The sequence below is a fragment of the Perlucidibaca sp. genome, assembly GCF_057084925.1.
Genome location: NZ_JBXMRC010000026.1, coordinates 20,542 through 33,893 on the forward strand (window position 1 = coordinate 20,542; position 13,352 = coordinate 33,893).

Annotated in this window: 14 protein-coding genes; all 14 read right to left on the reverse strand. The window is 54.8% G+C overall.

Going from position 1 to position 13,352, the window contains the following annotated elements:
- Nucleotides 1-11 precede the first annotated feature (11 nt).
- A complete protein-coding gene (gene fliG / locus AC14IB_RS07510; RefSeq protein WP_484231299.1) occupies nucleotides 12-1,031 on the reverse strand; it encodes a flagellar motor switch protein FliG in 1,020 nt (339 codons plus the stop codon).
- Nucleotides 1,021-2,703, reverse strand: a complete 1,683-nt coding sequence (gene fliF / locus AC14IB_RS07515; RefSeq protein ID WP_484231300.1) for a flagellar basal-body MS-ring/collar protein FliF — start codon at nucleotides 2,701-2,703, stop codon at nucleotides 1,021-1,023. Before fliF ends, fliG begins: the two co-directional genes overlap by 11 nt.
- A gap of 34 nt (nucleotides 2,704-2,737) precedes the next feature.
- Nucleotides 2,738-3,106, reverse strand: coding sequence for a flagellar hook-basal body complex protein FliE (gene fliE, locus AC14IB_RS07520; RefSeq protein ID WP_484231301.1), 369 nt, complete (start codon nucleotides 3,104-3,106; stop codon nucleotides 2,738-2,740).
- A 15-nt stretch (nucleotides 3,107-3,121) separates the two neighbouring features.
- A complete protein-coding gene (locus AC14IB_RS07525) occupies nucleotides 3,122-4,201 on the reverse strand; it encodes a sigma-54 interaction domain-containing protein (RefSeq protein WP_484231302.1) in 1,080 nt (359 codons plus the stop codon).
- Nucleotides 4,202-4,362: 161 nt separating this feature from the next.
- On the reverse strand, nucleotides 4,363-4,926 hold the full coding sequence (locus tag AC14IB_RS07530) for a PilZ domain-containing protein (RefSeq protein WP_068859051.1): 564 nt from the start codon (nucleotides 4,924-4,926) through the stop codon (nucleotides 4,363-4,365).
- A 32-nt stretch (nucleotides 4,927-4,958) separates the two neighbouring features.
- Complete coding sequence (gene fliT, locus AC14IB_RS07535; RefSeq protein ID WP_068859048.1) at nucleotides 4,959-5,312, reverse strand: flagellar protein FliT; 354 nt, start codon at nucleotides 5,310-5,312, stop codon at nucleotides 4,959-4,961.
- A complete protein-coding gene (fliS, locus tag AC14IB_RS07540) occupies nucleotides 5,312-5,767 on the reverse strand; it encodes a flagellar export chaperone FliS (RefSeq protein ID WP_484231303.1) in 456 nt (151 codons plus the stop codon). The genes fliT and fliS overlap by 1 nt, the downstream gene beginning before the upstream one ends.
- Before the next feature lie 67 nt (nucleotides 5,768-5,834).
- A complete protein-coding gene (gene fliD / locus AC14IB_RS07545) occupies nucleotides 5,835-7,253 on the reverse strand; it encodes a flagellar filament capping protein FliD (RefSeq protein ID WP_484231304.1) in 1,419 nt (472 codons plus the stop codon).
- Nucleotides 7,254-7,282: 29 nt separating this feature from the next.
- Nucleotides 7,283-7,645 carry a flagellar protein FlaG gene (locus tag AC14IB_RS07550; protein WP_484231305.1) on the reverse strand — a complete coding sequence of 121 codons (363 nt, stop codon included), beginning with the start codon at nucleotides 7,643-7,645 and terminating at the stop codon, nucleotides 7,283-7,285.
- A 106-nt stretch (nucleotides 7,646-7,751) separates the two neighbouring features.
- A complete protein-coding gene (locus AC14IB_RS07555) occupies nucleotides 7,752-8,900 on the reverse strand; it encodes a flagellin (RefSeq protein ID WP_484231306.1) in 1,149 nt (382 codons plus the stop codon).
- A gap of 172 nt (nucleotides 8,901-9,072) precedes the next feature.
- A complete protein-coding gene (gene flgL, locus AC14IB_RS07560; RefSeq protein ID WP_484231307.1) occupies nucleotides 9,073-10,152 on the reverse strand; it encodes a flagellar hook-associated protein FlgL in 1,080 nt (359 codons plus the stop codon).
- Between the two features lie 12 nt (nucleotides 10,153-10,164).
- Complete coding sequence (flgK, locus tag AC14IB_RS07565; protein ID WP_484231308.1) at nucleotides 10,165-11,781, reverse strand: flagellar hook-associated protein FlgK; 1,617 nt, start codon at nucleotides 11,779-11,781, stop codon at nucleotides 10,165-10,167.
- Nucleotides 11,782-11,826: 45 nt separating this feature from the next.
- Nucleotides 11,827-12,219, reverse strand: coding sequence for a rod-binding protein (locus AC14IB_RS07570; protein ID WP_484231309.1), 393 nt, complete (start codon nucleotides 12,217-12,219; stop codon nucleotides 11,827-11,829).
- A 16-nt stretch (nucleotides 12,220-12,235) separates the two neighbouring features.
- Nucleotides 12,236-13,342 carry a flagellar basal body P-ring protein FlgI gene (locus AC14IB_RS07575; protein WP_484231310.1) on the reverse strand — a complete coding sequence of 369 codons (1,107 nt, stop codon included), beginning with the start codon at nucleotides 13,340-13,342 and terminating at the stop codon, nucleotides 12,236-12,238.
- Between the last annotated feature and the right edge of the window lie 10 nt (nucleotides 13,343-13,352).

The window sequence follows — 13,352 nt, forward strand, 5'->3', positions numbered from 1 at the left end:
TCGACGTAGCATTATTCGACATAGTCATCGCGGCCGCTCGCTAAGGTGATTTGACCGGCTTCTGCCATGCGTCGAGCAATCGCAACCATTTCTTTCTGCGCGCTTTCCACATCACTCATTTTGACCGGGCCGCGCGTTTCCATATCTTCCCTAAGCATTTCGCCCGCACGCTTAGACATGTTGCGGAAAATCTTTTCTCGCATGGGTTCAATGGCACCCTTCAGGGCCAACGCCAACAGGTCGCTAGAGACTTCACGCAGCAGCACCTGCATGCCTTTGTCATCAAGGCCAATGAGGTTATCGAAGACAAACATGAGGTCTTGAATCTTGGTGGTCAGGCTGCTGTCGGCTTCGTTAAGGGCCGCAATCACTCGCGCCTCCGTCTCCGATCCAACACAGTTCATGATGTCGGCCACGGCTTTCGCGCCATCAATCAGTTTCGATTTGAATGAACCCGATAGCGACAGTTTGTTGCGTAGAATGTTTTGCAGTTCGACCAATGCCGCTTGCGGAATTTTTTCCAGCGTCGCGATGCGCAGCACAATATCTCCCTGCAATTCAGGGGCGAGTCGATCCAAAATCATGGCGGCTTGATCTTTCGCCATATGCGCCAAGGTGATGGCAATGATCTGGGGGTGTTCGTCGCGCAGCATGTGCACCACCGTATCGAAATCTAGCCACCGTAAGGAGTCGATCTCCACCGGCTGGCTATCGCCCAAAACACGATCGGCCAGCGTTCGGCCCTGTTGCTCGCCAAGGGTGCTGACCAAGACCTGGCGCACATAGTCCGGCACGCCCACACCGAGCGGCGTTTGTGCCTGCAAGGCATGTCCAAATTGGGTAATCACTGCCAAGGCTTGGTCATTGTTGACCTCACGAATCCCTGCCATGGCCATGCCAATTTTTTCCACGGCTTCGGAGCCCACATGCTTTAACACATCTGCAGCCCGCTCCTCGCCCAACATCAGCAGGAGCATGGCAGCCTCATGGCTACCGGGTGCTTGAGCGGTCACGGCAGTTTCAGGCGTCATGAGGAGTCACCCAGGTTTTAACGACTTGTGCGACCAGTCGAGGGTCTTCGGTGGCGGCCAAGCGCACCGCACTCATGCGCTGGTCAAGTTCGGCATTGCTTAAAGTCAGCGGTGCCGGCGCGGGCAACCCATTCATGCCGCTATGGCTGAATTGCATGGCATTGGGTGAATAACTATCGGGACTGTTCGAGAACTGACGCGATGCCGACTCTGGGTCGCCAGGAGCTAACGCAGGCAGTGCTGACGAGGGCGCTAAGGCCTGCTTAAGCAACGGGCGTAACACGCCCCACGCTAAGAGCAGTACCGCCAGACCCACCAAGGACTGTTTCACCAAACTGGCAAACCACGACTCCTGCCAGATGGGCGTAGCGGACTCGCTCTCACTCAGCGGCTCCGGTGCCGAGAAGTTGGAGCCGACCACCGTGACTTGATCGCCACGATCCACGGTGTAGCCAATCGCGCCTTGTACCACGCTGGTCATACGATCCATCTCGGCTTGCGATGGGCCCGCACGCACGATTTTGCCCTGACTGTCTCGCAGTGACGAGCTATCAACCACTACCGCCACAGAGAGCTTGCGCACCGCTCCTGCGGGCGTGTTGGTGTAGTTCAGGACACGCTCAACCTCATAATTTCGTGTCACGGCCTGACTACCTGTGGTGGCCGTAGCCGCAGCCTCTCCTGCTTTGGCCGGTGGCGGCGTGACAGCAGTTGGCGGTTGATTACTCAGCGCACCGGGCACACCACTCGCAGGAGGCAGCGCTTTATCGCTACCGTTCAAGGTAATTTGCTCACTGCGAACCACGCTGCGATCGGGGGTGAACGACTCGCGACTTTCTTGTAGCGAGGAGAAGTCCATATCGGCAGACACCTGCACACGGACTAAACCCGATGGCACCATGGCCGAGAGCAGACGCTCAATGCGCTCCTCGTAGGCTTTCTCCACCTGTTGCCGATAAGCAAACTGGCGATTACTCAGCTCCAGGGCATCATCGCGCTCGACACGCGAAAGCAAATTGCCCTGCTGATCCACCACGGTGACCTGTTCCGAACTCAACTCAGGAATACTGGCGGCAACCAAATTCATAATGGCACGCACGTTTTGCTGATCCAGCGTGCTGCCCGGACGAATATCGACCATCACCGACGCACTGGCTGGCTTGCGATCGCGAATAAAGACGCTTTGTTTGGGCAGCGCCAAATGCACGCGTGCCTTATGCACTTGCTGAATACTTTCAATGGTGCGGCTGAGCTCTACCTCTAAGGCATGCTGATACTTACGCGTCTCCATAAACTCGCTAACACCAAAGCCCTTTTCAGCACGAATCATTTCCAAGCCGGTGCCATCTTCCGATTGCACCATGCCACTGCCGGCCAATTTCAAGCGCGCATTGTGCAGCTCGGCTTCGGGCACCATTAAAGCACCGGTGTTTTTTTCTAATTGATAAGGAATATTCAGGGTCGTCAGGGTATCCATAACAGCGCTGGCCCGCTCGGCCGGCAAGCTGCTGTAGAGCACACTGTAGGGCGGTTGTTGCGACCACATGACCATGGACAAGCCGATAGCCACGCTGCCCGCCACACCGGCAAGCAAAATGATTTGCTTTAACCAGGCCGGCATAACGGCTGGCATTAAACGGCTGGTGATCTGTGAGAGCGTGGCGTCTGCCATGGTACTAACCTCATTACGCTAATAAACAACGCTATCAAATCGACATGCGCATGACTTCTTGGTAGGCATCCACCATTTTGTTGCGTACTTCCATCATGGCTTTGAAGGACACATCCGCCTTCTGTAAAGACACCATGACTTGCGTCAAACTGGCTTCACTATCGCCACGCTCCCAAGCACTGGTGGCTTGCTGTGCCCGTTGTTGAGTGGCATTCACGGCATCCACCGAGGTTCTGAGTACCGAGCTAAAATCGTTGCTGGGCTCTACCCCTCGCACCGGATTAGACGGGGCTAACGGGGAAATACCCCCCAAGCCACTTGCTGACGTTTGATTGGGCTGAGTCAAACTACGCATGGCGCGGATTTGACCTAAAACCTGATCGACACCCGATATGCTCGACATGGTTGTACTCCTGACTTACCAGATTACCTGGAGGCCAAATTTCTTCATTTTTTCCACGAGTGTGGTGCGCTGCAGACCCAGCAATCGGGCCGCTTGCGACACCACGCCATCGACCTGACGTAAGGCTTCGTTGATGTAGTTCACTTCAAGGTCTTGCAGGTATTGCTTAAGGTCCATGCCTTCCTGCGACAACACCGTGGGCGCGTCGTTGCGAGGCACCGACATTTGCGTGCTAATGGCAGACAACAGCGGCTTATCCAGCAGCAGAGCTTTTGCTTCTTCCTCATCGTCACAGACTTGGCCGACATAGCGTGTTGGCAAATCTTTGACGCGCACCAGTTGGCCACCGTGCGTAATGCCTAAGCGTTCGACCAAGTTTTCCAGCTCACGAATATTGCCCGGCCAGCCGTAATGCATGAGCGCTTGCAAAGCGCCTTGGCTGAAGTCCGCAGACAGGTCGCCATTGGCTTCTTGCTTGCGGCGGAAGTGCTGCAGTAACAGTGGCAAATCTTCAATGCGTTGACGCAGTGCGGGGACGTAAATAGGAAACACATTGAGACGAAAGAACAAGTCTTGGCGGAAGGTACCGGCATCGACCATGGCATCTAGGTCACGGTGCGTTGCCGCAATAATTCGCACATTGCAGCGAATGGTTTGATTGCTGCCGACCCGCTCAAAGCAACGCTCTTGCAATACACGCAAGATCTTCACCTGCATGGGCAAGCTCATGTCGCCAATTTCGTCCAGAAATAGTGTGCCGCCTTCGGCCATTTCGAAACGACCTTTACGCGTGGCCACCGCACCGGTAAAAGCACCTTTTTCATGGCCGAACAATTCACTTTCGAGTAAGTCAGCGGGAATAGCGCCGCAATTTACCGGCACAAAGGCGCATTTGGCGCGTTCAGAATTTTGGTGCAAGGCACGCGCAACCACTTCCTTGCCGCTGCCCGATTCGCCCTGAATCAGGACGACCGTATTGTGATTGGCTACCTGGCTAATGAGACGACGAACTTGTGAGATGGCCGGTGAATTACCCAGTGGCGAAAGCACTGTCGGTAATGGACTCTGACGTGTATCAACTGCACCTAATCCCATCACGTTCACCCTGCGAGCTGCTGCTCGTCTCTGCGTCTATGCATCGAATGTCGATTATTTGACGGCAGAGTTCAGTGAGGAATTGGCAACTACTTGTGGGATTCAGGGGTGTAAATGTTTCGTTGTGTTGCGCCCACAGCCGTTAACGCTTAATCGCGTAATTAACGTGATGAGCGGTGCTCAGCAACCTGGCGTCTATGTTGACGGAAGAGAAATTTCTCCAAGGCATTTTTCATCGATAGTGGTAATTCTGACAGTAGCGCCACTCCTGCAGACTCGACCCGTGCCGGTAAGCGCAAAGGTGCCGCCACAAGCGGATGCACATAAATCTCAATGATGCCGGAGGTGCCCGGCTCGGCAGGCAGCACCTGACCATGCCAGAGAAATTGGCGCGCGGTCAGCCGGACCGAAGCCAGTGGCGGCACTAAGGCATATTTATCCAGCAAGCGGGTGACTAAGCTGGTTAAGAGATCCAGTTTGGCTTCAATACGAAACATGTCCTGATGCAGCAGGCCACTCTCATCGCCGTCATGAGCCTGAGGCTGATCAATCACCGCAATGGCATTCAGCAACATCAGGTTGCCCTCATGCATGGCACTGAACTCGTGGTCGGTAAAGCCTGCGGGCATGGCAGCCCAAGCCACAGGCAGAACACCTTCTAGGCAAATGGTGTCGGCCAGATCGGTGGCCACCGGCGTCACAGGGTTTGTTTCAATGACATCCATGGAGCGACTCCTAAGTAGGCTGGGCCTCAACGTTACAGACCTTGATGACGTAAATACACTTGCGCCACCGCACCCGCCATATAGTTGTTACTCGCCTCTTGACGAATAATGGCTTGCTGATCGGCTGCAAGCACGGCGACTTCGGCATCCAGATTGAGCATGACACGAATGCCATCGGCCAATGATTTTTTATCGATGAGCTCGGGGTGTGACTGGAAATAATGTTCTAACAAGGGGCGACGCTGCTGCTGAATGCTGAGGGCCGCAGTCCAATCACCTCGCTTAGCGCTCTCGAGCAAATCATGGGTCATGGCTAACAGGGCATTCCAAGTCAGGCGTTGCTCTGAAGCTGGGCGTGGAAAATGAATGATATCGGCCGGTTTCATTATCGTGCTCCCATGGCAACGCGACTGTCAGCACCTGTCATGGCCGCTACAGGCACCCCATGACGATACCCTTCGGGAATGGCATCCCAAGCCGATTTGATTTCTCGCAGTAAGCCCGCGGACTCCGCCAACAATGCCAAGTCACTCTCTAAATTGGCGCGCAATAGGCATCGGCAAATATAGTCATAGAGTTGGTCTAGCTGTTGCGTCAGCGGATGCTGAACAGAGCGATCCAAGCTCATGCGTAATCCCTCCACAATTCCAATGGCACGCCCAATGTCGTGGCCTTTGGCCGCAATGTCGCGACGCTCAATATGGCCCTGCGCTTTCGCGATACGGTCCAAAGCGCCGTCAAACAGCATTTGAATTAATCGATGTGGGCTGGCCGCTTCCACGTTGGCATGTCGATTGATATCGGCATAAGCCTTAGCGCCAAATGCATTTGAAGACTTCATGATAATTCCCCTTGCCAGCCCGTTATACCTGTTAGCTTTATCGGCGCTGGCAAAGAAAACTTGACGATCATGGCGATAATTTTGCGAGTTGTTGCGTTAAAAATGAGCTGGTATTGGCAAAGCCGGATAACAACGAATCTAATTCCGTGAATTGCTTACGGTAACGTGACTCCACTGCCGTCATACGTAATTCCAAAGCCTGCTTTTGTGCCGCCAGTGACTTAGCTTCACCGCGTAAACTGTTGCTACGACTTTCAATCACACCGGTACTACTCGAGTAGCCATCCATCGTTTGTGCGAAACGCGCCGCCAAACCATTCGTGCCACTAAATAGCGCGGAGACATCACTCATGCGGGTCGTTAACACGGCGTCCATTCGTGTGGCATTCACGGTGAGCAGCCCGTTTTTGGCCTGACTGCTAATGCCTAACTCGGCGAGACTATCGAGGTCTAAGGCTGCGCCAGCTAAGGCGTTATTAATTTCATTTTTTAAGGTGCTGGCGAGACGCTGAGTGACGGCATCTCCCTGTAACTGACCGGCTACCTGGGTCGTTGGGTTATATGCCGTTAAGCTATTAATCTGAGTCTGCAATTTGTTATAGCCCGCGACAAATTGGTCAATCGCGCTACGGGTGCTGGATTTATCCGCATTCACCGTGAGCACAACATTCTCTCCCGGAGATGCTTTCGCCACGACCAAAGTAACCCCTTCAACTGCCTGGCTAAACGTATTCGTTGGTGAGGTAATGTTGAATCCATCCAAGATGATGCTGGCATCCGCAGCGGGCGCCTTCACCGTCATGGGGTTACTGCCAGCACTGGGGTTGTAGTTGAGTAAGCTCAGGTCGCCAGTATCGCCGGGTGGCGTGACACCAGGAATAAACACCAGTGGTGGCGGTGTAGTGACCGCATTTAGGGTAATACCTTGTGCGCTGCCACTACCTGCGGCGGTTAAAACCAAATGGCTTCCTGTACTGGCAGTTACTATCGTGGCGCGAATGCCAGGATTCCCCGATGCGGTATTTATGGCATCGCGAATACTGCTTAATGAGTCATTACCTGCCGTGATATTGACGCTGAAGTTACTCGTCCCGGCACTAATATCTAATCGCCCTGTGCCGACGGCACTTGAGGAACTGAGAAAGGCACCCGAAGCGAGTTTTTGCGTGCTCGCCAGACTTTCAACAGACAGGTTATAAGTGCCCGGCGTTGCCTGAGGGCTAGCACTAGCCTTCACTAAGCTCTCGTTACTCACTTGTGCCGTTCTTGCTTTAAACACGGCTTCACTTTGCAACTTTTTCAGGGTGTCTTGAAACTCGGCCACCGTGGCACGCAACCCACCATACGCGGAGAGTCGAGACTGCACTTTACTTTCGCGTGCCGTAATTCGATTCGCCGTTGGCGCACGTTCTGCCTGCACCAATTGCGTCACCAAACTATTCACGTCTAAGCCGGAGCCTAGGCCATTCGTGGTTAACCCTGGCATAGCACTACCCTCGTTCGTTAAACCTCACACTAGGCCCGATCATTTAACAAGCCCGATGTTGAATCCGCTAATTCTTGCGCCAACTTGAGCCAACTTTCAGTCGGCATTTGGCGAATGATGTCGCCCGAGTCGGTATCGATAACGCGCATGACCGTGGTGCCACTGCCTTCATCAATCGAGAAGGCCAAGTGTTGTTGATGTTGCTGCAATAGCTCGGTCAATCCCTGTAACTCTGTGACGTTGGGACTGGTCGGGTTATCTCGCTTCAACGCACCCGCCGGCGCGGCAGTTGGCATATCTAAATTACGAAGATTAGCCACCACGCTTAACTGCGGTGCTTTTTGCTGAGGCAGCGCGTTGGGGATGGCACTCAAAGCATTAAGATTATTCATGATGACCTCGACACATCACCAACGCCAACAGGGAATGAGCTTTACGCTCACTCCCTGCCAGCTAGGAATGGATGGAGTGAGCCTAAGCTCACTCCACTTGCTGTGCTTAACGCAGCAGACCCAACACGCCCTGAGGCAAGGAGTTAGCCTGCGACAGCATCGCGGTACCTGCCTGCTGAAGGATCTGACCCTTAGACAGGTTGGCCGTTTCTGCCGCAAAGTCCGCATCCACAATTCGACCACGCGATGCCGACAGGTTTTCCGACGTGGTCTGCAGGTTGGCAATGGTGGACGAGAAGCGGTTTTGGATGGCACCCAAGTTACCGCGCGAGGTGTTCACCGACTTCAAGGCTGCGTCCATCATGGCAATCGTGTCTTGTGCGCCTGTGAAGCTGGACACGTTGACCGAGTTCACACCCACGGCTGGAGTCGACGTACCCACTGAGCCGGCAGCAAAGCCTGCGATGGCCACCGTACCACTTGCACCCCCCACGGTGACTGCAGCAGAGCTGGTCAATGTCACCTGACCGGAGGTCGCGTCATACGATGCACCGACACCCGTTGTGGACGAAACACGGTTGATCGCTTCCGTGATTTGGCCTGCACGCTCTTGCGAGTTGCCTGCCGCAGCAATGGCACCTACATCGGTACCGTTGATGGTCAGACCACCGGCTGGAATAGCGGTAGCGAAGCTGGTAATTGCCGATGCCGACACTGAGGCACTGAAACGGTTAATAGTGCCGCCAAGTGTTGCCACCTGTGTATTGGCAATGCTGGCGATGGTGATGGTTTCACCGGCATTAGCACCCACTTGGAAGGCGACACCCGAGAACGAACCATCTAGCAACTTGGTGCCGTTGAAGTTGGTTTGTTCGGAAACACGCTGAATTTCCGATTTCAACTGCGAAACCTCTGCGTTCAGTGCATCGCGGTCAGCTTGGGTATTGGTGCCGTTAGAGGCTTGCACCGCCAATTCACGAATACGCTGCAGGTTGCTACCCACTTCGGTCAGCGCGCCTTCTGCGGTCTGCACCAGCGAGATACCGTCGTTGGCATTACGCGCTGCTTGGTTGAGGCCACGGATCTGGCTGCTGAAACGCTCGCTGATGGCGAGACCAGCCGAGTCATCCTTAGCGCTATTGATACGCAGGCCGGTCGACAGGCGCTGCAGGGAAGTTGCTAGACCTTCCTGTGACTTGGCGACATTGCGCTGAGCATTCAGGGAGGCCACGTTGGTGTTGATGGACAGAGCCATGATGTTTCTCCGAAGGTCTTTATTGACTAGGCGGTAGCGGTCTCTGCCGGAGTGGCTTCATCTCGCTAACACCCTGTTTATCGTTAGCCCCGTGTACTTCTTTAGGGGCTTTAACACGGTCTCAACAAATCACTGCAAACGCTGACACGGAGCCTCCCGGCGTGCCGTTTGGTTACAAATAATTGAACAAAGACAAGCCCTGCACTTTCGTAAACACCTGCTGGGCGGCTTGAATGCCGGTGAGCTGTTGGTTTAATCGCGCAATCGCATCGGCGTAATCCACGTCCTGCAATGACGACAAGGTCGTCTGTAACTGCAGGCTTGATTCCGCACGAATATTGGTTTGAACATCGAGCTGATTCAGGCGCGTACCAATACCCGTACGCACATCAGAAAGATGCCCGATATGACTGTCTAGGCGACTCAGTCCATCAGACATGAGGGAAGCAAACTGAGTTTGCGTGAGCGAGCCCGTCGGCACAGGAAAGGTGCTATCCGACACGATCGGCTTACGTAGGCCCTCGGCTAATGCTTGCACATCCGCTAAGACATCACGGCGGCCACTGCCTGTACCCTGCTGATATACCGCGAGGGCGGGATCCACATCGGCCAGCGTCGCTGATGGGCCAATATCGACCTGACGCTGGCCATTTGCTGATGGCGTAAAGTCTGCAGGATTCAAGCTGACATCTACCACCACTTCGCCCGCGACTAAGGTGGCCGGCACCAGCTGACCACTGCCATCTAATAAACCAGGCACACGCAAGCCTGCCGCATTTTCGAGTACAGGAAAGGCTTTACCGGCGAAGCTTATATAGGGTGGCTTGTCTTCACCAAAGCCGCCAAAGAGATATTTGCCCGTGCCGTCTTTCATGTTCACTTGTTGAAGCAAGGCATCACGTAATTGCTCAACCTCTGCGGCAATGGCGCCACGGGTGTCATTACTTTGCGTGCCGTTATTGGCCTGCACGCTTAGCTCGCGCACGCGTTGCAGCACATCGAGGCTACCGCCCACCGCCGTTTCTTGCAGGCGCAGACGGTTCTCGCTTTGAACACCGTTGCGCTCGTATTGAGCCAGTTTTTCCACTGCACGAGTCACATCCACGGCACGCGTAGCGGCCACCGGATCATCAGAGGGTTTTAAAAGTCGCTTACCCGACGCTAATTGCTGCTGCGTTTTTGCCGCAGCCGCTTGCTGTTCCAGCAAGCTACTCATGCTTTGGCGAAACCACTGTGAGGAGGCAATACGCATGATGAATCTCCCTTAGCGCCTGAAGGTGTCGATCATGGTTTGAAAGACGGAGTTCGCCACCGAGGCCACTTGAGCTGCCGCTTGGTAGGCCTGCTGAAAGCGCATGAGGTTGGCGGCCTCCTCATCTAGGTTCACACCAGAGATGGAGTCGCGGCGCGACATCGACTGTTCGAGTAAAAGGCTTTGTGAGGCCATACTGACCTCACTGGAACGCACGGTAGAGGCCACATTGCTGATCAGGCTTTGCATGCCATCGGCGATGCTGGTTGTGCCCCCGAAAAAGACGCGTTGGTTTTCCGCTGCTGCCATCAGCAAGGCATTGCGATTGTCGCCCACACCAAATGTGCCGGAGGCACTTGCTGCTGCGACCTGACTCGATGCCGTTAGGTTGAGTCGCAGACCAGCCGCCACACCGCCCGTGGGCTTAATGAGAAAGGTGTCGCCGGCGATTGCTGTGCCAATGAGACTAATATTCAGGCCCACTGCAGCCGCACTCACGGGCGTGTTGCCGGGCTGGGTAAAGAGGTTAAATCCGCCCGCACCATCGGCAACCACACTGTAATTGTCGCCGGTCAGTTGGCTCACCTGGGAGATACTAGCGGTGACGGAAGCCGAGCCCGCATTCAAACCACTGTTTTGCACAACCACGGGTGGTACGGTAAAAAATGCCTGACCCATGGCGCCACTCAAGTCACGCCCGCCTTGTTGAATGGTGTTGATTTGACTAGCCAAACCCAACGCCAGCAAGCCCACCTGACTGCGCACTGGCGCCAGCACTTCCTCTCGAAAGGCAATGAGACCGCCCAAGCTCCCACCTTCAAGTGCGTCGGTAATAACACCGCCGCTGGGCAGCGTCACATCAGGGCGGCTGGGGTCAAAGCGATTTGCGGACACGGTCAACATTTGCGGAATATTGGACAACACCAGCGACTGGCCATTACCAATAAACACATTGAGCGCGCCATCCGATTGGCTAACGGTGCTGACCTTGACCAACTTATTCAGTCCGATTAAGGCTTGATCGCGTGCATCCAAGAGATCGTTAGGCGGCATGCCGGGGTTAGCCCCCGTGGCCTCACTAATGGCTTTGTTTAAATCGGAGATACGTTTAGCAAAGCCATTAATTTCATCTACCGAGCTTCGCAAGCGTTGGTTCACTTCCAAATCGACGCGTTCAAGTTGGCTATCAATGTCGCGAACGCGGGCGGTAACGGCCTCACCTTCGCCCAGCAAAACACGGCGAGCGGCCAAGGACGAAGGATCTGTTGCAACATCCTGTACGGCATTAAAAAAACGCGACATGGCGGCATTGATGCCGGTGGTTGGGTCAGACACCACGGACTCAACACGCGTGGCTAAGCCGGAAAAGGTTTCTTCTCGGGCAAGGCCAGCGGTATTGCTTCGCACCTGATCGATAACAAACGAGTCAAAGACACGACGCAGGGAAGACACTTGAACGCCTGAGCCAATGGCACCCGATCCCGCTTGATTGACCACTCGCGTGCTCATGTCAACGCGCTGGCGGCTATAGCCCTCGGTGTTGGCATTGGCAATGTTATGACTGGTCGTGGACAACGCCCGTTGATACGTGGTGAGCGCGGAAAGCGCGGTACCCATCATGTCTGCCATTGACCACCTCTGCGCATCAAAGCCACCTGACGGTTTCTTGACGCTTTACTGTTCGACGGGCCCTGTCGTGGTCGGCGTATTCACGGCGGCTTGACGCAGGGACAACTGCAACGCCAGTGTTTGTGCGCTTTGCGGCGCGGGCGTGAGTTGCTTCACCATAACTTTTGCAAGGCCTATGCCACCTTGCTCAGCAAGGTTTACCGAGAGTTGGTTATCGAACATATCCCGATAGGTTTTGCCTGCTTCGTCACTAAACAAGCCGCTTTCCGGTACGGCTGCGCGCATGCTTTTCAACATCATTTGCAGGTAGACCGATTCAAACTGTTTGGCGACCGGCAGCAAGGCTTTGGCTGGGTCAGCATTGGCCTCACGCTTAAGGCCCTGTAAGGCCTGCGGGTCATGAAACAGAACTGCAGGTGTTGAGTTAGAAATCGCCATGATTAGATCGCCAAGGTCAAATCACGATCAGCTCAGCGCGTAGGGCGCCGGCCTGACTGAGCGCTTCTAAAATGGCGACCAAGTCCGAAGGTGATGCGCCCACGGCATTGATGGCTCGCACCACATCATCCAGCGTGTTGCCTGTGTCGAGCTTGAACATGCGAGGGGTGGCTTGCTCAACGGCAATCTCGGACCGGGGCACGACCGTAGTCTCGCCTTTGGAGAAGGGCCCGGGCTGACTGACTTCCGGCTTTTCACTGATCGTGACGGTGAGCGAGCCATGGGTAACGGCGGCTGGCAAGGTTCTTACCGTGCCGCCAATGACAATGGTGCCTGTGCGTGAGTTCACGACGACTTTGGCGGAGGCCTCGGCCGGCTTCACTTGCAGGTTTTCTAGCAAAGAAAGAAACGTGATTTGTTTGTCGCTATCTACTGGCCCCGTAACGGCTATGGAGGTGGCATCTACTGCCCTTGCCACGCCGTCACCAAACTGACCATTAATAGCCTCCACCAGCCGATGCGCAGTGGTGAAGTCTGAGCTTTTTAAATTGAGTTGGATAACACCATTATGAGCAATTTGACCCGGCGCTTGTCGCTCCACTGTCGCACCATTTGGAATGCGCCCAGCGCTGGGCACATTCACGGTAATCCGCGACCCATCCTGACCCGAGGCCGCTAAGCCACCGACCAGCAAGCTACCCTGAGCCATGGCATAGACTTGACCATCAGCCCCGGTAAGCGGGGCCATGAGCAGGCTGCCGCCACGCAAGCTACCAGCGTTACCAATAGAAGACACGGTGACATCAATGCTTTGGCCTGGCTTGGCAAACGCGGGCAACATGGCGTGAACCGTCACAGCCGCCACGTTCTTTAACTGCGGATTGACGTTATCAGGCACCTTGATGCCAAAGCGCGCCAACATGTTGCGAATGCTTTGAATCGTAAATGGCGCCTGACTGGTTTGATCGCCTGTACCCGGCAAACCCACTACGAGGCCATAACCGACGAGTTGGTTTTCACGCACGCCGGTAATCGACACCAAATCTTTGATACGTTCCGCCTGCGCCATGAGCGGGCTTAGGGTCAGCACGGTGGCCCAGAGCAAATGCTTAAAGAGTGTCATGGTGAAGTCC

Coding starts and splice junctions, on each gene's coding strand:
- fliG (WP_484231299.1), bottom strand. CDS start 1,031: ATGACGCCTGAAACTGCCGTGACCGCTCAAGCACCCGGTAGCCATGAG.
- fliF (WP_484231300.1), bottom strand. CDS start 2,703: ATGGCAGACGCCACGCTCTCACAGATCACCAGCCGTTTAATGCCAGCC.
- fliE (WP_484231301.1), bottom strand. CDS start 3,106: ATGTCGAGCATATCGGGTGTCGATCAGGTTTTAGGTCAAATCCGCGCC.
- AC14IB_RS07525 (WP_484231302.1), bottom strand. CDS start 4,201: ATGGGATTAGGTGCAGTTGATACACGTCAGAGTCCATTACCGACAGTG.
- AC14IB_RS07530 (WP_068859051.1), bottom strand. CDS start 4,926: ATGGATGTCATTGAAACAAACCCTGTGACGCCGGTGGCCACCGATCTG.
- fliT (WP_068859048.1), bottom strand. CDS start 5,312: ATGAAACCGGCCGATATCATTCATTTTCCACGCCCAGCTTCAGAGCAA.
- fliS (WP_484231303.1), bottom strand. CDS start 5,767: ATGAAGTCTTCAAATGCATTTGGCGCTAAGGCTTATGCCGATATCAAT.
- fliD (WP_484231304.1), bottom strand. CDS start 7,253: ATGCCAGGGTTAACCACGAATGGCCTAGGCTCCGGCTTAGACGTGAAT.
- AC14IB_RS07550 (WP_484231305.1), bottom strand. CDS start 7,645: ATGAATAATCTTAATGCTTTGAGTGCCATCCCCAACGCGCTGCCTCAG.
- AC14IB_RS07555 (WP_484231306.1), bottom strand. CDS start 8,900: ATGGCTCTGTCCATCAACACCAACGTGGCCTCCCTGAATGCTCAGCGC.
- flgL (WP_484231307.1), bottom strand. CDS start 10,152: ATGCGTATTGCCTCCTCACAGTGGTTTCGCCAAAGCATGAGTAGCTTG.
- flgK (WP_484231308.1), bottom strand. CDS start 11,781: ATGGCAGACATGATGGGTACCGCGCTTTCCGCGCTCACCACGTATCAA.
- AC14IB_RS07570 (WP_484231309.1), bottom strand. CDS start 12,219: ATGGCGATTTCTAACTCAACACCTGCAGTTCTGTTTCATGACCCGCAG.
- AC14IB_RS07575 (WP_484231310.1), bottom strand. CDS start 13,342: ATGACACTCTTTAAGCATTTGCTCTGGGCCACCGTGCTGACCCTAAGC.